The following is a 20,706-nucleotide window of genomic DNA, read 5'->3' on the forward strand; positions in this document are numbered from 1 at the left end:
CCGCGTGCGTGCGGCGTGAAGGCGGTGCCGATTACAGGAACCACGCGAAGGCGAACAGGCCAAGCATCGCGATCACTACGGCCAGTTTCAGCGCCAGGCCGAGCAGGATGCCGAGCCAGGTGGCCAGTCCCACCCTGGTCGAGCGGCCCAGCTCGCGGGTGTGCCAGTACTCGCCGAGCAGGGCGCCGAGCAGTGGGCCCGCAAACAGGCCGATGGGCATGAAGAACAGCCCCACGATGCTGCCGGCGAAGGTGCCCCACAGCGCCTTGCGGCTGGCACCCACCCGCTGTGCACCCACTACGGTGGCCAGCACGTCCGCCAGCAGCGAGAGCACGGTCAGTACGCCCAGCGCAACCAGGGTCGGCCAGCCGACGTGGACGAAGCCGTCCGCCCAGGCCGCCAGCAGCAGTCCGATGAACACCAGCGGGATGCCGGGCAGGGCCGGGAGGATGATGCCCGCGATGCCGGCGAGGACAAAAATGACCGATAGCAGATACAAGATGAATGAGAGTCCCATGCTGTCCCGTATGGTGGCCGTTTTGGGGTTGACAGTGAAAGATTTTGCCAGTTGCTTTTTCGTTTTGGGCGGGTTAAGTTGCAGTCGCTGAGCTTGGCAAGGTCACCGTGGATCGTGGCCTGATGAAGCAAGATCTTCCCGATCCGCTGCATCGATGCACCTCGCTTCCCCCTTGCTTGTCAGCCGCCCACCAGGCGTTTCCAACAACAAGAGAGAGTCACCAGGGAGTTAGTGAGATGTCTGATCGCGAGACCGGTACCGTCAAGTGGTTCAACGATGCGAAGGGCTTCGGCTTCATCAGCCGTGAAAACGGCGAAGACGTGTTCGTGCACTTCCGCGCCATCCAGACCCAGGGCTTCAAGAGCCTGAAGGAAGGCCAGAAGGTCACCTTCACCGTCGTGCAGGGCCAGAAAGGCCTGCAGGCCGACGCCGTGCAGCCGACCTGATCGCGCTGCAAGCCGTCGCATGAAAAAGGCCCGCGCAAGCGGGCCTTTTTCTTTGCGATCGGCCCGGTGCAGATCAGCGCAGGATGACCTTGCCGTTGACTACGCGCACGTAGGTGTTTTCGCGGATGCCGCCGAGGTCGCGCTGGTTGACCACGATGGTGCGGCCATCGTCCATGCGCACGCTGATGTCGTAGGTATCGCTGGTGACGTTCTTCTGGATCTGGTTGCCCGCCAGCGCGCCGCCGACCGCGCCCGCAGCGGCGGCGATGTTCTTGTTGCCACGGCTGCCGCCGGTGTGGTCGGAGATCTCGTGGCCAGCCACCGCGCCGACGATGCCGCCGAGGATCGCGCCGGTCGCGCTGGGCGCAGTGCGGCCCGAGGGCACCGTGTTGATGCGGGTGACGATGCCGCAGTCGGCACAACGGCCCTGGTTGTAGCCGCCGTTGTTGCCGTAGCCGCCGTTGTTGTAGCCGTTGTTGTAGCCGCCACCGCCATAGCCGGGGGAGGTGGCACAGCCAGCCAGGGCGAGGGTAGCGATGGCGCTGGCGGCAATGAGCTGGATCTTCATGGGGCGTCTCCTGGCCGTGAAGGCGGGTGCGTTGGGTGGTACTGCGTCGTGCAGCAGGGTGGACGAATCGTCCCCTTTTGAACGTGAACAAGGCGCCAACCGCGCAGCCCTTGCCCGGCTGCAGGATGAATGCGGCTCAGCGGAAGTCCTGGTGGCAGGCGCGGCAATCGGCCTGCACCGTTTCCACCACCTGCGCCAGGGCCGTGCAGTCGCTGGGCGGCGCGGCCAAGGCGGCATTGAGGCTGCCGCGCAGCTGGCTGGCATGCTGCTGGAACTGCGCGCTGTCCTTCAGCCCGGGGAAGGCAAGATCCAGGTCGTTGGACAGCAAGCGCATTGCCTGCAACCGCGGCACGCTGTCGGCCAGGCTGCAGCGGTTCTGCTGCTGGGCCTGCAGCAGCAGCTGCGACTGCCGTTGCATCACCTGCATCAGGCTGTCGGGGAACGGGTCGCGGCGGGACTGCAGGGCACGGCCGACCATCACCGTGGCGACCAGCCCGATCAGCAGGCCCAGGCCGAGCACGAACAGGTAACGGTAGGCAGGTGACGGGCGGCGGGGCGGGCTGGCGTTCATGGCAGGCTCTCCGGCGTGCAACGGTGGGTTCGATGCCGGCGCGCAGCAGGTGCCGGCAGGTGCACGTTAAAATAGCGGCATGAACGAACTGGTCAAACAACGCTTCGCCGGCATCGAACGGCTGTATGGCGTGGGCGCACTCGAGCGCCTGCAGGGCAGCCGCGTGGCGGTGGTGGGCATGGGCGGCGTCGGCTCGTGGGTGGTGGAGGCATTGGCCCGCTCTGCGGTCGGCCACCTGACCCTGATCGATGCCGATGACATCTGCGTTTCCAACACCAACCGGCAGCTGCCGGCGATGGAAGGCAACTACGGCCGCAACAAGGCCGAGGCGATGGCCGAGCGTTGCCGCGCGATCAACCCGGACATCGAGGTCGATGACGTGCAGGCATTCCTGACCGTGTCGAACATGGCCGAGTTGCTGGACCGTGGCTTCGACTTGGTGATCGATGCCTGCGACAGCTTCCGGGTCAAGGTCGAGACGATCGCCTGGTGCCGTCGCCGCAAGCTGCCGCTGCTGACCGTGGGGGCTGCCGGTGGTCGCACCGATCCGACCCTGGTGCGCATCCGCGATGTCTCGCGCACCGAGCACGATGCCATGCTGGCACTGATCCGCAAGAAGCTGCGCAGTGAGTTCAACTTCCCTAGGAATGCCAAGCGCTACTTTGGCGTGCCGGCGGTGTATTCGCTGGAGAACGTGAAGTACCCGCAGGCCGATGGCAGTGTCTGCGGCATCCGGCCGAACCTGGGCGCCGATGCGGCATTGAAGCTCGATTGTGGTGTAGGCCTGGGGGCAGCGACCCATATCACCGGTGCGTTCGCCTTCGCCGCAGTGGGCAAGGCGCTGGAAATGCTGCTGGAGCCGAAGAAGGTGAAGGCCGACGTGGCTGAAGCCCACGCCGACGCATGACGGTAGACGCCGGCCGCTGGCCGGCATTGCCGTTGATCGTCGCCGATTCGATCAACACGTAAGTGCAGCCGGTAGCGCCGGGCCCTGCCCGGTGGCGGGTCCGCCGCCCGTTACAACGCTGGCAGAGCGAACAGCCGTCGCGCGTTCTCCGTCGTGGCATGTGCAACGGCTTCAACGTCCATTCCGCGCAGTGCCGCGACATGGCGGGCGATGACCGCCAGCCGTGCCGGTTCGTTGCGCTGGCCGCGGATGCCGGCGTCAGGCTGGTCGGGCGCGTCGGTCTCCAGCAGCAGCTGTTCCAGCGGCATCCCGCGCACCAGGCGCTGCAGCCGTTGCGCGCGTTCGTAGGTCAGCGGACCACCGAGACCGAGCAGGAAGCCCTGCCGGTGCAGCTGCGCAGCCTGTTCGGGGCTGCCGGAAAAGCTGTGCACCACGCCGCGCAGGCCGCCGATACGGCGGATCGCGGCGATCACCGCGTCCACCGCGCGTCGCGCGTGCACGATTACCGGCAGCTCGAACTCGCGGGCCAGTTGCAGCTGACCGATGAAATACGCCTGTTGCGCCTCCTCATCCAGCCCCTCGACGAAGAAATCCAGCCCGCATTCGCCGATCGCACACGGGCGTTCGCGCTCGATCCATTCGCGCAGCAGCGGCAGATGGTCGGGCCGGTGCTCGGCCAGGAACATCGGGTGCAGCCCGTAGGCCGGATGCAGCCCCGGCGCCTGCTGGCAGACCACGCGCAGCTTCGGCCAACTGGCCGCGGTCACCGCCGGCACCACCTGCAGGCGCACGCCAGCGGCCTGCGCGCGCGCGATCACGGCGCTGCGGTCACTGTCGAACTCGCCGGCATCGAGGTGGCAGTGGCTGTCGACCAGCGGGCTCAACGCTGTTCCAGCGACGGCGCAACCGTGGCAGCGTGGCGGCTTTTCCAGTTGGCCAGCAGCAGGGTGCCGAAGCCGAGCACCAGCTCATCGACGAACGGGATCGGGTCCGGGATGAACAGCGTCAGCACGAACAGGCCCGCTGTAAGCTTGAACAGGGTGGGGTAGCGCAGCCGGCGGGCCCATTGCAGTACCGGCAGCAGCATCGGGTTGGCCATGGCGGAAATCCTCGTGGGGAATATGCAAACGCTACCACGGGCCCAGCATTTCCCGATGCTGAATGGGTTACAGGAATGAGCAGGAAATGTGGAGATTCCGTTCAGGCAGCGCATGCTGCAATCTGGTTTGAGAACGTTGCGGATGGTCCGCAAGGAGCAGGTCATGAAAAGCACAACTACAACTGTCCTGGTCGCAGCGGGCGCGCTGCTGGTCGGTGGCATCGCCACCGCCGCCTTCATGAAGAGTGGCGACAAATCGCCCGATTCCATCAGCGCCACCACCCCCAATGGCGAGTCGCGCCTGGTCGACGGCAGTGCCACCGACGATGGCGCACGTGGTGACAGGCTCGACCCGTCTGCGCCGCGTGGGCTGGAATACGCCGACGTGCTGAAGGTCGACCCGATCACCGAGAAGCAGAAGGCCTACGCCACTGTGATCGGCACCGATCCGGTGCGCGAGACTTCCACCACCCAGACCCCGCACGAGGTGTGCCAGGACGTGACCGTGCAGGAACGCCTGCCGGAGCGTGATGGCAACGTCGGTGGCACCGTGGTCGGTGCCGTGGTCGGCGGCCTGCTCGGCAACCAGGTTGGCGGCGGCAACGGCAAGAAGGCCGCGACCGCCGCAGGCGCGGTGGCCGGTGGCTTCATCGGCAATCAGATCGACAAGCGCCACGTGGGTGGCCGCGTGGTCAACCGCACCGAGCGCCAGTGCCACACCGAGACCGCCACCTCCGAGTCGAGCCGTGTTACCGGCTACAACGTGACCTACCGCAACGAAGACGGCACCACCGGTACCATGCGCATGGCCAGCAAGCCGGGCAACCGCATCGCCATGGGCACCAATGACGTGGTGAAGGGCTACAACGTGACCTACCGCTACGACGGCGCCGAGAAGACCGTGCGCATGGACAACAAGCCGGCCAGCGACCGCCTGCCGGTGGTCGATGGCCAGCTGGTCACGCAGACCGCTGCTGCCGGCGCCACTGCGGCCACGCGCCAGTAATCCAGAATACGTGCTGTACCCGACGGGCCGGCGCATGCCGGCCCGTTTCGTTGTGAGCGCGGGCATTCATCCGTGTGGAGGCCGAATCCACCATCATGGTGGCCCCTTCGACATGGAGTCGGCATGAGCATCTTCGACCTGCGCCTGGAAACCGAGCGCCTGATCCTGCGCCCGCTGCGGCGCGAGGACTACGAACCCTATCTGGCGTTCTGCGCCGACGAGGAAACGATGCGCACCCTCGGTGGCGTGCAGCCGCCTTCGGTAGCCTGGCGCGGCTTCTGCAGCCTGGCTGGCGCCTGGCAGCTGTTCGGCTTCTCGATGTTCAGCGTGATCGAAAAATCCAGCGGGGACTGGATCGGGCGGATGGGTCCCTGGCAACCGCAGGACTGGCCGGGTACCGAGGTCGGCTGGGGCATCCGCCGCGCCAGCTGGGGCCGGGGCTATGCGCCGGAAGCGGCGGTCGCGGCGATCGACTGGGCCTTCGACACGCTGGGTTGGCACGAGGTGATCCATACCATCGCCGAGAACAACGACAACTCGCGGGCGGTCGCGCGCAAGCTCGGCAGCAGGTTGCTGCGCATGGGCGAATTGCCGCCGCCTTACAACGACAAGCCGATGCAGATCTGGGGCCAGTCGCGCGAGCAGTGGCGGCAACGCGCGCGCTGAGCGTTGCCTGGTAGTGCCGGCCGCTGGCCGGCAACCATGTTGCGGCAGCATTCGTGCAATCGCCGGCCCGCGGCCAGCGTTACCTGGTTGCCATGCTGCATCCGCGCTTGGCATTCCCTGGCGCACTTGCCAGACTGCACGCAGCCGGCCGCCGGCCGGATCCGATGGAGCAGGCAATGGTGGAAGAGCGCGTCCCGCTGACGGTGCATGGCATGTCGGTCTCGGGCAATTGCCACAAGGTCCGGCTGCTGCTTGAGCAGCTCGGGAGCCGTTACCGCTGGGTGGAAGTGGACAGTGCCCATGGCCAGACCCACACGCCCGAATTCCTTGCGCTCAACCCGAATGCCAAGGTGCCGCTGATCGTCCGCGACGACGGCCGCGTGCTGACCGAATCCAACGCGATCCTGTTCTGGCTGGCAGAAGGCACGCCCTACCTGCCCAGCGATGGCTGGGAGCGTGCGCAGGCGTTGAGCTGGATGTTCTTCGAGCAGTACACGCACGAGCCGTGCGTGGCGGTAGCGCGCTTCATCCGGGGCTGGACGGCGCCCGACTCGCCACGCCGCGCCGAGCTGCCACGGTTGCACGAGCGCGCCGCCACCGCGCTGGCGGTGATGGAGCAGCACCTTCGCCAGGCGCAGTGGTTCACCGGCAGCAGCTACGGCATCGCCGATATCGCCCTGTTTGCCTACACCGACGTGGCCGGCGAGGGCGGCATCAGCCTGGAGCCATTCCCCGAGGTGCGCGCCTGGCTGCAGCGCGTGCGTGCGCAGCCGCGCTTCCTGCCGATGCCGGCGGTGACCGCCGAGGTGCGCTCGCGTTTCGAGGCGGCTTGATGCCCACAGGGTAGCGCCCGGTATTGCCGGGCGGAACGCAACAACGACACGGAGGGTGTTCGATGTTCGCTGTGGTTCCGGATCCGATTCCCGCACGCATGCGGGGGCTCAACCGCGCCGAGGTGTGCGACGTCAATTTCCTTGAGGCGGTGCGCGGGTGGCGCGGGACGCCGCGCCCGCGACCCGCGGCAGATGCTCCGATCATGCCCGGCAGTACGCTCACCGCTGCCGCCTTCGATGAACTGTTCGACTCGCAGCTGGCCAGCCGCCAGCTGGACCTGATGGCGCGCGTGCTGCGCGTGCAGAACAAGGTCTTCTACACCATCGGGTCGTCCGGCCATGAAGGCAACGCGCTGCTGGCGCGGGCCTGCCGGCACACCGATCCTGCCTTCCTGCACTATCGTTCCGGCGCCTTCATGGCCGAGCGTTCGCGCCAGGTGCCGGGCATCGACCCGTTGCGCGATGCTGCGCTTTCCTTCGCTGCCTGCGCCGATGATCCGGCCAGTGGTGGCCGCCACAAAGTGTGGGGCAGCAAGCCGCTGTGGGTGCTGCCGCAGACTTCGACCATCGCCTCGCACCTGCCGAAAGCGCTGGGCACCGCGCTGGCCATCGAGAGTGGCAAGCGGCTGGCGCAGGCGCTGCCGGTTCCCGCCGACAGTATCGTGCTCTGCTCGTTCGGCGACGCCTCGGCCAATCACGCTACCGCGCAGACGGCGTTCAACACCGCGATGTGGGCGGCCTACCAGAAACTGCCGGCGCCAATCCTGTTCGTCTGCGAGGACAACGGCCTGGGCATCTCGGTGAAGACCCCCGATGGCTGGATCGCCGAGCGCTTCAGCCACCAGCCGGGGCTGGACTATTTCTTCGCCGACGGGCTGGACCTGGCCACCGGGCACGCCCAGGTGCAGGCTGCGGTGGAACACTGCCGGCGAACGCGGCGACCGACTTTCCTGCATCTGCGCACCACGCGCCTGATGGGCCACGCCGGCACCGACTTCGAAGTGGAATGGCGGGCGTTGCCGGAGCTGTGCGCGGCCGAGGCGCAGGATCCGCTGCTGCGCTCGGCGCAGATCGCACTGGAGTCGGGCTGGATGGATGCGGCGGCGATCGAGACGGCCTACGAGACGATGCGTGCGCGCTGCATGGCCGCTGCCACCGAGGCTGAAGGCGGGGCGAAGCTGGGGTCGCTGCGGGAGGTGATGGCGCCGCTCGCACCGTACACGCCGGCAGCGGTGCAGGCCGAAGCGCAGCGCGAGGTCGCTGCCGAAGCGCGCGAGGCACTCTATGGTGGTATCGAGGCATTGCCCGAACGACAGGCGCCGCGGCATCTGGCGATCCAGATCAACCACGGCCTGCAGGAATTGCTGGCGAAGTATCCGCAGAGCCTGCTGTTCGGCGAGGACGTGGCCCAGAAGGGCGGTGTGTACACTGTCACAAAGGATCTGCTGCGCCGCTTCGGGCCACGCCGGGTGTTCAACACCCTGCTGGACGAAACCATGATCCTGGGCATGGCGCAGGGCCTGGCCAACATGGGCATGCTGCCGATTCCGGAAATCCAGTACCTGGCCTACCTGCACAATGCCATCGACCAGCTGCGTGGCGAGGCCTGTTCGCTGCAGTTCTTCTCCAACGACCAGTACCGCAACCCGATGCTGCTGCGGGTGGCCGGGCTGGGCTACCAGAAGGGCTTCGGCGGCCACTTCCACAACGACAACTCGATCACCGCCCTGCGCGACATCCCCGGGCTGGTGGTCGGCTGCCCGTCGCGCGGCGACGATGCGGTGATGATGTTGCGCACGCTGGCGGCGCTGGCCCGGGTGGATGGGCGCGTGGCCGTGTTCCTGGAGCCGATCGCGCTGTACATGAGCAAGGACCTGCATGAGCCGGGCGATGGCCAGTGGCTGTTCGACTATCCGGCCCAGGGCCGGGCACTGGTGCCGGGCGAAGGCCGTGTTTACGGGCCGGAGGCGGGCGATCTGGTGGTCTACACGTATGGCAACGGCGTGCCGATGGCGTTGCGCGCAGCGCGAGCCATCGGGCAGCAGCTGGGCTGGCAGGTGCGGGTGGTCGACCTGCGCTGGCTGGTGCCGCTGGATGCCGGCTTCATCGCCGCCCAGGCCGCCAGCGCACGGCGGGTGCTGGTGCTGGACGAGGGCCGGCACAGTGGCGGGGTGGGCGAGGGCGTGGTGACCGCACTGGTCGAGGCCGGTTTCGGCCATCTGCCACTGCGCCGGGTCTGCGGTGCCGATACCTACACCCCGTTGGCGGGGGCAGCAATGTTCGGGCTTCCAAGCGACAATGCGGTGATTGGCGCCGCCCTTGAACTGGCGCAGGAACCTTGATGCATGTGTGGATTGGCGGGAATGTTGTTGCCGGCGCCTGTGGCGTCGGCCGAGCTACTGCAGGCGCAGGTGCTGGCCATGGGCGAAGCGCTGCACCATCGCGGGCCGGATGATGGCGGCAACTGGGTCGATGCCGGTGCAGGCATCGCGCTGGCACACCGTCGCCTGAGCATTCTCGACCTGTCGCCGCTCGGCCACCAGCCGATGGCTTCGGCCGACGGCCGCTATGTGATGGCGTACAACGGCGAGGTCTACAACTTCGCTGCCCTGCGTGCAGAACTGGAGCCATTGGGGCATGTCTTCCGTGGTCACTCCGACACCGAGGTGCTGCTGGCAGCGATCCTGCAATGGGGCATGGAAGACACCCTGCAGCGCTGCAACGGCATGTTCGCCATCGCGCTGTGGGACCGCCAGCAGCAATGCCTGTGGCTGGCCCGCGACCGCGTTGGCAAGAAGCCGTTGTACTACGGCTGGGCCGGGGACACCCTGGTGTTCGGCTCCGAACTGAAGGCGCTGTGGCAGCACCCGGCCTTCGACAACGACATCGACCGTGACGCACTGACCCTGCTGCTGCGGCTGGACTACATTCCAGCCCCGCACAGCATCCACCAGCGCTGCTACAAGCTGATGCCGGGCCGCGTGCTGCGCCTGGATGCCGAAGCCGTGGCGGCGGGCGCTTCGGCGCATCGCCCGGAACAGGCGCAGCGCCCCTACTGGGATGCACGTGCACGCATGCAGGCGGCGCTGGCTGCGCCGTTCCAGGGCCGCATCGAGGAGGCCGAGGAGCAGCTGGACGGGCTGCTGCGCGACGCAGTGGCGCTGCGCATGGTGGCCGACGTGCCGGTGGGCGTGTTCCTGTCCGGGGGTACCGATTCGTCGCTGGTGGCGGCGCTGATGCAGGCGCAGAGCGGGCAGCCGGTGCACAGTTTCAGCATCGGATTTACCGATTCGAGCCACGACGAGGCGCCGCTGGCCAAGGAACTGGCCGCGCACCTGGGCTGTGACCACACCGAACTCTACGTGAGTGGCGCCGATGCACTGGCGGTGGTGCCGCAGTTGCCGGCGATGTTTGACGAACCCTTCGCCGATGCCTCGCAGGTACCGACCGCGCTGGTCGCCCGGCTGGCGCGGCAGGGCGTGACCGTGGCGCTTTCCGGCGATGGTGGCGACGAACTGTTCTTCGGCTACACCCGCTATGTGCGCGCGCTGCGCAACTGGCAGATGCTGGGGCGCGTGCCTGGGCCGCTGCGGCGCTGGATGGGCGCGCGCTCCCAGCAGCAGGGCGAGGCCTCGCGTACCGGCGGCCTGGCCGCGCTGTTGGCCGAGTCCGGCGCGCGTGGCATCGGTGATGTGTACCGCAACCGCATCTCGCGCTGGCGCGACCCGACAGCGGCAGTGCCGGGCGCGCAGGCTGCCGGCAGCTTCTATGATCTGGCCGATCCGTTGCACGGCGCCGGCACACCGGCCGACGCGATGATGCTGGCCGATTACCTGACCTACCTGCCGGATGATCTGCTGTGCAAGGTCGACCGGACCTCGATGGCGGTCAGCCTGGAAGCGCGCGCACCGTTGCTGGATTCACGCGTGGCCGAGTTCGCCTGGTCGCTGCCGCTGGGCTTCAAGCGCAGTGAGACCACCAGCAAGGTGCTGCTCAAGCGCGTGCTGGGCCGTTATGTGCCGCAGTCGATGGTGCACCGTCCCAAGCGCGGTTTCGGCGCACCGGTCAGTGACTGGCTGAAGGGCGACCTGCGGCCGTGGGCCGAAGACCTGTTGCAGCCGGCACGGCTGGAGCGGGAGGGCGTGCTGTCGGCGGCCGCCATACAGCCGCTGTGGCAGCAGTTCCTCGGCGGCCAGCGCAAGTGGCATACCCATCTGTGGAACGTGCTGATGTTCCAGGCCTGGCAGGCGCATTGGCGGCAGGTGCGTGCGGGCGTGACGGGCGGCTGATCTTCACCGGCCTGCAAGGGCCCGGCGACTAGGCTGGTGCTCCCGCACCGTGAGGAGTATGTCCCGATGTCCGTCCCCACCATCGCCGTGTTCGTTGGCAGCCTGCGCAAGGATTCCTGCAACCGCAAGCTGGCCCATGCGCTGGAGAAGCTCGCCGGTGATCGCGCGCGCTTCCAGTATGTGCAGATCGGCGATCTGCCGTTGTACGACCAGGATTTCGACGCCGATTATCCGCCGCAGGGCACCCGGCTGAAGGACCAGGTGCGCGCCGCAGACGCGGTGCTGTTCGTGACACCCGAGTACAACCGGTCGGTGCCCGGCGTGCTCAAGAACGCCATCGATATCGGATCGCGCCCGTATGGTGACAGTGCGTTTGCCGGCAAGCCGGCGGCGGTGATCGGCGCCTCCATCGGCCAGATCGGCACCGCCGTGGCCCAGCAGCATCTGCGCAACAGCCTGGCCTTCCTGGACATGCACGTGCTCGGCCAGCCAGAGGCATTCATTCATTTCAAGGACGGCCTGATCGATGCCGACGGCACGGTCCACAACGAGGGCACGCAGAAATTCCTGCAGGGCTATATGGACCGGTTCCTGGCGCTGATCGCGGTGCACGTCAAGGGCGATTGACGCCAGCGGTCGACACCCCCATCTGCGATAATGCGTGCTCGGGCGCCGCAACGGCGCCCGTCGCAGGCAGTGCGACGCTCCCACGCCAGTCTGGCCAGGTACCGGCGGATATCCCCCGTTTTCCCACGGTTTATCCACAGGCTTGTCCATCGCCGCCGGGGGCGGCACATGCCTACACTCGTCTCGCCCACTTTTGCAGGAAACATCGCAGCATGTCCGCTCGCCCCGGCTTCCGTTCCAACCGCAGAGAGCGCGGTGATGGCTTCGATCGCGAACGCGACGAGTCGCGCATCGACCAGCTGCGGGTACCGCCGCATTCGGTGGAAGCCGAGCAGGCGGTGCTGGGTGGCCTGATGCTGGCCCCGGAGGCCTACGACCGGGTCAATGACCAGCTGACCGAAAGCGACTTCTACCGCCGCGACCACCAGATGATCTATCGCGCAATCCGTGAGCTGTCCGAGCGCGAGCGGCCGTTCGATGCGGTGACCTTGGGCGAGTGGTTCGAATCGCAGGGCAAGATGGAACTGGTGGGTGATGGCGCCTACCTGGTCGAGCTGGCCAGTACCACGCCGTCAGCCGCCAACATCGTGGCCTATGCCGAGATCGTGCGTGACAAGGCGGTGCTGCGGCAGCTGATCCAGGTCGGCACGGATATCGTCAACGACGGCTTCCAGCCCGAAGGGCGTGACAGCAGCGAGCTGCTGGCCTCGGCAGAAAAGAGCGTGTTCGCCATCGCCGAACAGGGCGCACGCGGCCGTACCGATTTCGTGGCGATGCCCGGTGCACTGAAGGATGCCTTCGAAGAGCTGCGCAGTCGTTTCGAGAACGGCGGCAACATTACCGGCCTGCCGACCGGTTATACCGATTTCGACGCAATGACCTCCGGCCTGCAGCCGACCGACCTGATCATCCTTGCCGCGCGCCCGGCCATGGGCAAGACCACCTTCGCACTGAACATCGCCGAGTACGCAGCGATCAAATCGAAGAAAGGCGTGGCCGTGTTCTCGATGGAAATGTCGGCCGCGCAGCTGGCGATGCGCCTGATTTCCTCCAATGGCCGCATCAACGCGCAGCGCCTGCGTACCGGCCAGCTGGAAGACGAGGACTGGAGCCGTGTCACCAGCGCGATCAAGATGCTGAAGGAAACCAAGATCTTCATCGACGACACGCCTGGCGTGTCGCCTGAAGTGCTGCGTTCCAAGTGCCGCCGCCTCAAGCGCGAGCATGACCTGGGCCTGGTGGTGATCGACTACCTGCAGCTGATGAGCGTGCCGGGCAACAGCGAGAACCGCGCGACTGAAATCTCGGAAATCTCGCGTTCGCTGAAGGGCCTGGCCAAGGAACTGAACGTTCCAGTGATCGCGTTGTCGCAGCTCAACCGCTCGCTGGAAACGCGTACCGACAAGCGCCCGGTGATGGCCGACCTTCGCGAATCGGGCGCAATCGAGCAGGACGCGGACATGATCGTCTTCATCTACCGCGACGATTACTACAACAAGGAAAATTCGCCAGACAAGGGCTTGGCCGAGATCATCATCGGCAAGCACCGTGGTGGCCCGACCGGTTCGTGCAAGCTGAAGTTCTTTGGCGAATACACCCGATTCGACAACCTGGCCCACGATTCGGTCGGTTCGTTCGAGTAACGGTCGTGCCGGCCGTTGGCCGGCAACCGCCATCGGGCGCTGTAGAGCCCAAGGCAGCGGCAGGAGCCGCTGTCAGCGCCCCCGTGCAGCGCCGGTTCCATGCGGTCGCCACCAAGCGCAGCCGGGCATGGGCTCGGCGTTGTACCGGCGCTGGGTCGGTTTCATCGCCCCCAGCCCGGTTTCGTCGCAAACCGTTTGCGCGCGGCAAGGGCAGGGCGCCAACGTGTCGGCAGGCGGCAAGGTGCCGCCACAAGGAGACCGTGATGAAGACCCTGTTCGCGCTCGGTGTGTGGTGCCTGCTGTTCGTGCTGTGCTGGCCGCTGGCGGTCCTCGCCCTGATCGCGTGGCCGTTTGTCTGGTTGCTGAGCCTGCCGTTCCGCTTGGTCGGCATCACGTTCTCGGCGCTGTTTGCGTTCCTGCGCGCGCTGTTCATGCTGCCCGCGCGCCTGCTCGGCGGCGGCCCGGTGGCGGCATGAGGGCAGTGGTGCTGGTCGCGCTGGCATTGCTTGCGGGGCCGGCACCGGCCACACCGGTGTCACCGTCGTCCGCATGGCTGGAACGACAGCAGGCCGCCGCTGCCGATGAGGCGGATGCTGCAGCGGCCAGGGCGGTCAAGCCCAGGGAGCGGTGCCGGGTGGTGAAGGAGTGGAAGGCGGGTGGAACCGTGGTCCGGCACCGCATCTGTGACGATCCGCCGAAGAAGCCGGCCGGAAAGGTGTAGCGCCGAGCCCAATGCTCGGCGGCCTGTGCAGGGCAGCCGAGCGTGGGCTCGGCACTACAGGGAAATGAGCAAAAAAAAACCCCGCCGAAGCGGGGTTCCTTGCATCCGGCCATGCCGGCCAGCGGCCGGCACAACCCGCGAACGATCAGTTCGCCTTGTGGATGGCGCGCTTGCTGACCGCCATCGCCGCGTCGTGGATCACTTCCGACAGCGACGGGTGGGCGTGGCAGATGCGGGCCAGGTCGTCGGCCGAGCCGCTGAATTCCATGGTCAGCACGCCTTCGTGCACCAGCTCGGAGACGTTGGCGCCGACCAGGTGCATGCCGAGGATGCGATCGGTTTCGGCATGGGCCAGGATCTTCACGAAGCCCGCCGGCTCGATCATCGCCACGGCACGGCCGTTGGCGGCGAACGGGAAGCTGCCGGCCTTGTACGGAATGCCCTCGGCCTTCAGCTGGGCTTCGGTCTTGCCGACCCAGGCCAGTTCCGGCTCGGTGTAGATGACCCACGGGATGGTGTCGAAGTTGACGTGGCCCGGCAGGCCGGCGATCAGCTCAGCCACCGCGATGCCTTCCTCGAAGCCCTTGTGCGCCAGCATCGGGCCGCGCACGCAGTCGCCGACCGCCCACACGCCGTCGACGCCGGTGTGGCAGTGCGCATCGACTTCAATCTGGCCGCGCTCGTTGACCTTGACGCCGGTGCCTTCGGCCAGCAGGCCCTTGGTGGCGGCGCGACGGCCCACGGCCACCAGCAGCTTGTCCACGGTCAGGGTCTTTTCGCCTTCGGCGTCGGTGTAGGTGACGATGACTTCCTTCTTCTTGCCCTTGCCGGTGATCTCGGTCTTGGAAACCTTGGCATTGAGCTTGATGTCCAGGCCCTGCTTCTTGAACTCCTTGGCAGCGGTCTTGGCCACTTCGGCGTCAGCAGCGGCCAGGAACTCCGGCATGGCTTCCAGGATGGTCACTTCAGCGCCCAGGCGCTTCCACACGCTGCCCAGCTCCAGGCCGATCACGCCGGCGCCGATCACCGCCAGGCGGTTCGGCACTTCGGTGAAGTCCAGGCCGCCGACGTTGTCGACGATGGTCTCGCCGTCGAACTTGGCGAACGGCAGCTCGATCGAATCCGAACCGGCCGCGATGATGACGTTGGTGCCCTTCAGCTCGACTTCCGAACCGTCGTGCTGCTTCACCTTGACCACGTTGCCTGGCTGCAGCTGGCCGAAGCCGTAATAGGCGGCGACCTTGTTGGCCTTGAACAGCATGCCGATGCCGCCGGTGAACTGCTTGACGATCTTGTCCTTGCGGCCAATCATCGCCTCGACGTCGATCTTGGCATCCTTGAAGCTGATGCCGTGGTCGCCAAAGATGTGGCCCATGTTCCAGAACTGGCGCGAGGAATCCAGCAGCGCCTTGGACGGGATGCAGCCCACGCGCAGGCAGGTGCCGCCGAGGGCCGGCTTGCCGTCCTTGCCCAGCGCAGCGTCGATGCAGGCGGTCTTCAGGCCCAGCTGGGCCGCGCGGATGGCAGCGTGGTAACCGGCCGGGCCGGCACCGATGACGACGACGTCGAATTGTTCAGCCATTGAATTATTCCTTGATGCATTACCAGAACCCCTCCGCGCGGGCGCGGAGGGGCGGGAGGTTTCTTACAGGCCGAACAGCATGCGGCCCGGGTTTTCCAGCTGGTTCTTGATGTCCACCAGGAACTGCACCGAGTCCTTGCCGTCGATGATGCGGTGGTCGTAGGACAGCGCCAGGTACATCATCGGCGCGATCACGACCTGGCCGTTCTGGGCGATCGGACGCTCCTTGATGGCGTGCATGCCCAGGATGGCGCTCTGCGGCGGATTGATGATCGGGGTCGACAGCAGCGAACCGAAGGTGCCGCCGTTGGTCACGGTGAAGGTGCCGCCCTGCAGTTCCTCCAGGCCCAGCTTGCCGTCACGTGCCTTCTTGGCGTAGTCGGCGATGGTCTTCTCGATGTCGGCGAACGACATGCGCTCGACGTTGCGCAGGACCGGCGTGACCAGGCCCTTTTCGGTCGAGACGGCGATCGAGATGTCCGAGTAGCCGTGGTAGATGATGTCGTCGCCGTCGATCGAGGCGTTGACGAGCGGGAAACGCTGCAGCGCGTTGGCGGCGGCCTTCACGAAGAAGCTCATGAAGCCCAGCTTGATGCCGTGGGCCTTGACGAACTCGTCCTGCAGTTCCTTGCGCGCGGCCGAAACCTTGGACAGGTCGACTTCGTTGAAGGTGGTCAGCATGGCGGTGGAGTTCTTCGACTCCATCAGGCGCTCGGCAATGCGCTTGCGGATGCGGGTCATCGGCACGCGCTCTTCCGGACGAGCGCCACCGGCCTTGCCGGCGCCGCCGTTGCGGGCGAAGTTGACGATGTCTTCCTTGGTCACCGCGCCACGACGGCCGGTGCCGTCGACGTCGGCCGGGTTCACGCCTTCGGTGATGGCGGTGAAGCGGGCGCCCGGCGGCAGCGCGTCGGCGGCCGACTTGGCAGCCGGGGCCGGCGCAGCGGCAGCGGCCGGAGCAGCGGCGGCCGGTGCGGCTTCAGCCTTCTTCTCTTCAGCGGCCGGGGCCGGAGCCGCAGCTACGGCGCCTTCTTCGATGATCGCCACGACCTGGCTGGAGGTCACGGTATCGCCTTCCTTGAACTTGATTTCCTTGAGCACGCCGTCAACCGGCGACGGCACTTCCAGGACGACCTTGTCGGTTTCCAGGTCAAGCAGGTTTTCGTCGCGCTTGACGGCGTCGCCCACCTTCTTGTGCCAGGTGGCGATGGTGCCGTCGGCGACGGATTCGGGCAGTACCGGGGCTTTGACTTCGGTGGCCATTGCGGGAGCTTCCTGGTTTGTCTTCTAAATAGGGGGGAGAGTTATTCAGCGACCTGGTCGTTGAACGGGTTGACCAGTGCGTCGGCGATCAGCTGCTGCTGCTCGCGGACATGGTCAGCCATGTGACCGGCAGCCGGCGAGGCCGAACGTGCGCGACCGGCGTAGTGCAGGTTCTGGCCATCGGCCAGGCAGAACTGCAGGTGGTGGCGGATCTGGTACCACGCGCCCTGATTCTGCGGTTCTTCCTGCGTCCACACCACGTCGGTGGCCTTGCCGTACTTCTTCAGCTCGGCAGCCAGCAGCGCACGCGGGAACGGATACAGTTGCTCCACGCGGATGATCGCCACGTCGTCCTGGCCACGCTTGGTCTGGTCCTCCAGCAGGTCGTAGTAGACCTTGCCCGAGCACAGCACCACGCGCTTGACCTTCTTGGCGTCGGCATTGGCGTCGCCGATCAGGTGCTGGAACTCGCCGTTGGCCAGCTCGTCGAGGGTCGACACCGCCAGCTTGTGGCGCAGCAGCGACTTCGGCGACATCACCACCAGCGGCTTGCGGGTGGTCATGTGCAGCTGGCGACGCAGCATGTGGAAGGCCTGGGCCGGAGTCGACGGCACGACCACCAGCATGTTCTCCAGCGCGCACAGCTGCAGGAAGCGCTCCAGGCGCGCCGAGCTGTGTTCGGGGCCTTGCCCTTCATAGCCGTGCGGCAGCAGCAGGGTCAGGCCGGAAATGCGGCCCCACTTGGCTTCACCGGCGGCGATGAACTGGTCGATCACCACCTGGGCGCCGTTGGCGAAGTCGCCGAACTGGCCTTCCCAGATGCACAGCGTGTTCGGATCGGTGGTGGAGAAGCCGTATTCGTAGGCCATCACCGCTTCTTCGCTCAGCAGCGAGTCGATGACGGTGGCCTTCTCCGGCGAATCCACCAGCTGCCGCAGCGGCATGTAGTAGTTGTCGGTCTTCTGGTCGTGCAGGATCGCGTGGCGGTGCGTGAACGTACCGCGGCCGACGTCCTGGCCGACCAGGCGCAGTGCATGGCCTTCGTCGAGCAGGGTGGCGTAGGCCAGGTTCTCGGCAAAGCCCCAGTCGCCCGGAATCTCGCCGGCGGCCATCTTGCGGCGGTCGTCGTAGACCTTGGCCACGCGCGAGTGCAGCTGCACTTCGTCCGGGATGGTGTTGATCAGCCTGGCCAGTTCGACCAGCTTGTTCTTCTCGACCTTGGTCGAGACCGGGTCGGACAGCTTGCCTTCCAGCAGCTTCGGCCAATCGACGAACAGCGGGCTGCTCGGCGGGGTCTTCTCGACCTTGGCCAGTTCGGTGGTCACTTCACCGGCGTCCAGCTTCTCGCGGTAGGCATCGACCATCGCCTTGCCGGCACCGGCGGCGATCACGCCTGCCTTCTCCAGCTGCTCGGCGTACATCTCGCGGGTGGTCGGGTGCTTGCGGATCACCTGGTACATCAGCGGCTGCGTGATTGCCGGTTCGTCGGCCTCGTTGTGGCCCCAACGGCGGTAGCACATCAGGTCGATGACCACGTCCTTGGCGAACTTCTGGCGGAACTCGAAGGCCAGCTGCGCGGCGAACACCACCGCTTCCGGATCATCGCCGTTCACGTGCAGTACCGGCGCGGCGATCATCTTCGCCACGTCGGTGGCATAGCGCGTGGAGCGCGTATCCAGCGGGTTGGAGGTGGTGAAGCCCACCTGGTTGTTGACCACGATGTGCACGGTGCCACCGACGGCGAAGCCGCGGGCCTGCGACATCTGGAACAGCTCCATGACCACGCCCTGGCCGGAGAAGGCCGCGTCGCCGTGGATCAGGATCGGCATCACCTGCTTGCGGGCGGTGTCCTTGCGGCGCTCCTGGCGCGAACGCACGGAACCGGCCACGACCGGGTCGGCGATTTCCAGGTGCGACGGGTTGAACGCCAGCGCCAGGTGCACCGGGCCGCCTTCAGTGGCGACGTCGGCGGAGAAGCCCATGTGGTACTTCACGTCGCCGGCCGAAGCGTGCTCGTCGTGCTCGAACTTGCCCTCGAACTCGTCGAACAGCTTGCGCGGGTTCTTGCCCAGGGTGTTGACCAGCACGTTCAGGCGGCCGCGGTGGGCCATGCCGATCACCACGTCCTTGACGCCATCCTTGCCGGCGCTGCGGATGATGGTGTCCATCATCGGGATCAGCGAGTCGCCGCCTTCCAGCGAGAAGCGCTTCTGGCCGACGTACTTGGTGTGCAGGTAGCGCTCCAGGCCTTCGGCCGCGGTCAGGCGCTCCAGGGTGCGGCGCTGGGTGTCAGCGTCCAGCTGGTAGTTGCCACCGGCCGCTTCCAGCTTCTTGTAGATCCACTGGCGCTGCTCGACCTCGGAGATGTGCATGAACTCCGCACCGATCGAGCCGGTGTAGGTCGCCTTCAGGCGTGCCAGCAGGTCGCGCAGCTTCATACGCGGCTGGCCGCCGACGCCGCCGGTGCTGAACTCGCTGTTGAGGTCGGCATCGGACAGGCTGTGGAACGGCAGGCCCAGGTCCGGGGTGTTGACCGGTGCGGCCAGGCCCAGCGGGTCCAGGCGGGCGTCGAGGTGGCCGCGGGAGCGGTAGGCGGTGATCAGACGACCGACATTGCGCTCGCGCTCGTCGCCCGCACCGCTGCCGGTGCCAGCTTTCAGCGCATCCTTGGCCGCGTCCGCGATGTGGGAGATGACGGCCGAGTGCGGAATGTCACCTGCTTCACGGCCCTTGAAGCCATCGAAGTAGGTTTTCCATTTGGGATCGACACTATCCGGGGAGACCAGGTACTGCTCGTACAGGTCCTCGACATAGGAGGCGTTGCCGCCGGCGAGTTGCGAAGATTGCGCAAACTGCTTCAGTTGATTGTCCACGATGGAGGGTGTTGATTCGCTTTGTGGGGTATGGCTTCAGAAGGACCCGGCAGGAATGATGAATAGCCCTGCGCGGGCGCGTTCAAACAGCCAAATTGTACCCCCAACGGGCCACGAAGGGGCATTGCCGCGGGCAACCCGCGTCCTCGGGTGCCGGTTCCAGACAGGTTGGGTCGGCGGCGCCGGCTCAGATGCCGAGCGCGCGCAGTTCGCTGCAATCGCGCGAACGGTCCCAGACACGCAGCAATTGCTGCTCGAACGGCTGCGAACGTGCAGGCAGTGCGATGCCGGCCTCGCCGTCGAGGCGATGGCCGATCAGACGAAAGTAGAAGTCGCCCGCATCGTTGAGCAGGCAGGCCGAGGCCAACGCACGGTCGACCGGATCGCTGACCTCGCGGAACCGGACCACGCTGGGCAGGCGCTGGGCCAGCGCCAGCAGTGGGGCGCCGGCAGCGGCGATCGCAGCGGCATCGTGCACGATCACCCGCAGCTGCTTGTCGTGGCGGGCAGTGACGAAGCGGCGCAGCGCGGCCTGCACCGTAGGCGTGTCGAGCAGGCCCGGGTCGAGCTGGCGGCTGTGCAGCCACAGCCGGCGACGGGCGCGGTGAATGACGGCGGTAGTGGCCGCCACGGCCTCGGCGCGGCTGTCGATGGCGCTGGCCGCGCCCAGCCGCCGCCGCATCTGCTGGTGGCCGATGCCGGCCTCCTCGAACACCTCGCCCTCGGGCAGGAAGCCCTGGCGGGCATAGAAGTCGCGGGCGGGCAGCTGGGCGTGCAGGTGCAGTTCGGCCAGGCCGAGCCGGCGCCCGGCCTCCACCAGTGCCTCCAGCAGGGCCTCACCGACGCCCTGGCTGCGATGGTCGGCCAGCACCGCCATGCGACCGATGCGGCCATCGGGGGCCAGGCGGCCGGTGCCGACCGGCAGGCCTTCGGCGTCCAGCGCCAGCACATGGGCGCTGACCGGGTCCAGCGCGTCGCGTTCCAGTTCGGCGGCGATGCCCTGTTCCTGCACGAACACGCGTTGGCGCACGTCGTGGATGGCAGCGTGGGCGTCGGCGTGGCTGACCTGCTGGACCCGGACCATGGCGGCAGGGC

The 20,706-nt window shown here is 66.8% G+C and carries 20 protein-coding genes; 11 read left to right on the forward strand and 9 right to left on the reverse strand.

Going from position 1 to position 20,706, the window contains the following annotated elements; translation table 11 throughout:
- Positions 1-31 precede the first annotated feature (31 nt).
- Entirely contained in the window at positions 32-517 is a 486-nt protein-coding gene (locus AC5P65_RS07335) for a DUF456 domain-containing protein (RefSeq protein ID WP_111099280.1), read from the reverse strand.
- Between the two features lie 236 nt (positions 518-753).
- Between AC5P65_RS07335 and AC5P65_RS07340 the strand changes: the two genes are divergently transcribed.
- Positions 754-963, forward strand: coding sequence for a cold-shock protein (locus AC5P65_RS07340; RefSeq protein WP_005410290.1), 210 nt, complete (start codon positions 754-756; stop codon positions 961-963).
- Positions 964-1,036: 73 nt separating this feature from the next.
- Here AC5P65_RS07340 and AC5P65_RS07345 read toward each other — a convergent pair whose 3' ends face one another.
- On the reverse strand, positions 1,037-1,531 hold the full coding sequence (locus tag AC5P65_RS07345) for a glycine zipper 2TM domain-containing protein (RefSeq protein ID WP_005410289.1): 495 nt from the start codon (positions 1,529-1,531) through the stop codon (positions 1,037-1,039).
- A gap of 136 nt (positions 1,532-1,667) precedes the next feature.
- The gene (locus AC5P65_RS07350; protein ID WP_019660425.1) at positions 1,668-2,102 is read right to left on the reverse strand and encodes a cytochrome c; all 435 of its coding nucleotides are present in this window, start codon (positions 2,100-2,102) and stop codon (positions 1,668-1,670) included.
- A 79-nt stretch (positions 2,103-2,181) separates the two neighbouring features.
- Between AC5P65_RS07350 and AC5P65_RS07355 the strand changes: the two genes are divergently transcribed.
- On the forward strand, positions 2,182-3,009 hold the full coding sequence (locus tag AC5P65_RS07355; protein WP_495215476.1) for a tRNA threonylcarbamoyladenosine dehydratase: 828 nt from the start codon (positions 2,182-2,184) through the stop codon (positions 3,007-3,009).
- Between the two features lie 110 nt (positions 3,010-3,119).
- On the opposite strand, the gene AC5P65_RS07360 is transcribed toward AC5P65_RS07355, so the two are convergent.
- Both AC5P65_RS07360 and AC5P65_RS07365 read right to left on the reverse strand, forming a co-directional pair.
- Positions 3,120-3,893 (reverse strand): TatD family hydrolase, encoded by a 774-nt coding sequence (locus AC5P65_RS07360; protein ID WP_019660423.1) that lies wholly within the window; start codon positions 3,891-3,893, stop codon positions 3,120-3,122.
- Positions 3,890-4,108 carry a DUF6116 family protein gene (locus AC5P65_RS07365; RefSeq protein ID WP_019660422.1) on the reverse strand — a complete coding sequence of 73 codons (219 nt, stop codon included), beginning with the start codon at positions 4,106-4,108 and terminating at the stop codon, positions 3,890-3,892. Before AC5P65_RS07365 ends, AC5P65_RS07360 begins: the two co-directional genes overlap by 4 nt.
- Positions 4,109-4,271: 163 nt before the next feature.
- On the opposite strand from AC5P65_RS07365, the gene AC5P65_RS07370 reads away from it, so the two are divergent.
- The 9 genes from AC5P65_RS07370 (at position 4,272) to AC5P65_RS07410 (ending at position 13,893) form a co-directional block, all read left to right on the forward strand.
- Positions 4,272-5,114 carry a glycine zipper 2TM domain-containing protein gene (locus AC5P65_RS07370; protein WP_026347069.1) on the forward strand — a complete coding sequence of 281 codons (843 nt, stop codon included), beginning with the start codon at positions 4,272-4,274 and terminating at the stop codon, positions 5,112-5,114.
- A 123-nt stretch (positions 5,115-5,237) separates the two neighbouring features.
- Entirely contained in the window at positions 5,238-5,780 is a 543-nt protein-coding gene (locus AC5P65_RS07375) for a GNAT family N-acetyltransferase (protein ID WP_019660420.1), read from the forward strand.
- A gap of 176 nt (positions 5,781-5,956) precedes the next feature.
- Complete coding sequence (locus AC5P65_RS07380) at positions 5,957-6,613, forward strand: glutathione S-transferase family protein (protein WP_031269994.1); 657 nt, start codon at positions 5,957-5,959, stop codon at positions 6,611-6,613.
- 62 nt (positions 6,614-6,675) lie between these two features.
- On the forward strand, positions 6,676-8,955 hold the full coding sequence (locus AC5P65_RS07385; protein ID WP_111099282.1) for a thiamine pyrophosphate-dependent enzyme: 2,280 nt from the start codon (positions 6,676-6,678) through the stop codon (positions 8,953-8,955).
- A 3-nt stretch (positions 8,956-8,958) separates the two neighbouring features.
- Positions 8,959-10,902, forward strand: a complete 1,944-nt coding sequence (gene asnB, locus AC5P65_RS07390; protein WP_021203034.1) for an asparagine synthase (glutamine-hydrolyzing) — start codon at positions 8,959-8,961, stop codon at positions 10,900-10,902.
- 66 nt (positions 10,903-10,968) lie between these two features.
- Positions 10,969-11,529: an NADPH-dependent FMN reductase gene (locus tag AC5P65_RS07395; RefSeq protein WP_021203035.1), complete on the forward strand. Its 561-nt coding sequence runs from the start codon at positions 10,969-10,971 to the stop codon at positions 11,527-11,529.
- Between the two features lie 212 nt (positions 11,530-11,741).
- A complete protein-coding gene (locus AC5P65_RS07400; RefSeq protein ID WP_019660415.1) occupies positions 11,742-13,172 on the forward strand; it encodes a replicative DNA helicase in 1,431 nt (476 codons plus the stop codon).
- A gap of 263 nt (positions 13,173-13,435) precedes the next feature.
- On the forward strand, positions 13,436-13,648 hold the full coding sequence (locus tag AC5P65_RS07405) for a hypothetical protein (RefSeq protein WP_019660414.1): 213 nt from the start codon (positions 13,436-13,438) through the stop codon (positions 13,646-13,648).
- Positions 13,645-13,893, forward strand: coding sequence for a hypothetical protein (locus AC5P65_RS07410; RefSeq protein ID WP_032955311.1), 249 nt, complete (start codon positions 13,645-13,647; stop codon positions 13,891-13,893). The genes AC5P65_RS07405 and AC5P65_RS07410 overlap by 4 nt, the downstream gene beginning before the upstream one ends.
- A gap of 145 nt (positions 13,894-14,038) precedes the next feature.
- On the opposite strand, the gene lpdA is transcribed toward AC5P65_RS07410, so the two are convergent.
- From lpdA to AC5P65_RS07430, 4 genes are all read right to left on the reverse strand, one after another.
- Positions 14,039-15,475, reverse strand: coding sequence for a dihydrolipoyl dehydrogenase (gene lpdA / locus AC5P65_RS07415; protein ID WP_019660412.1), 1,437 nt, complete (start codon positions 15,473-15,475; stop codon positions 14,039-14,041).
- A 63-nt stretch (positions 15,476-15,538) separates the two neighbouring features.
- Positions 15,539-16,738 (reverse strand): dihydrolipoyllysine-residue succinyltransferase, encoded by a 1,200-nt coding sequence (gene sucB, locus AC5P65_RS07420; protein WP_019660411.1) that lies wholly within the window; start codon positions 16,736-16,738, stop codon positions 15,539-15,541.
- A gap of 41 nt (positions 16,739-16,779) precedes the next feature.
- Positions 16,780-19,611 carry a 2-oxoglutarate dehydrogenase E1 component gene (locus AC5P65_RS07425; RefSeq protein ID WP_019660410.1) on the reverse strand — a complete coding sequence of 944 codons (2,832 nt, stop codon included), beginning with the start codon at positions 19,609-19,611 and terminating at the stop codon, positions 16,780-16,782.
- A gap of 187 nt (positions 19,612-19,798) precedes the next feature.
- On the reverse strand, positions 19,799-20,695 hold the full coding sequence (locus tag AC5P65_RS07430) for a GNAT family N-acetyltransferase (RefSeq protein ID WP_329859479.1): 897 nt from the start codon (positions 20,693-20,695) through the stop codon (positions 19,799-19,801).
- Between the last annotated feature and the right edge of the window lie 11 nt (positions 20,696-20,706).

It is taken from the genome of Stenotrophomonas sp. YJH_SMC_48-3 (assembly GCF_059369375.1).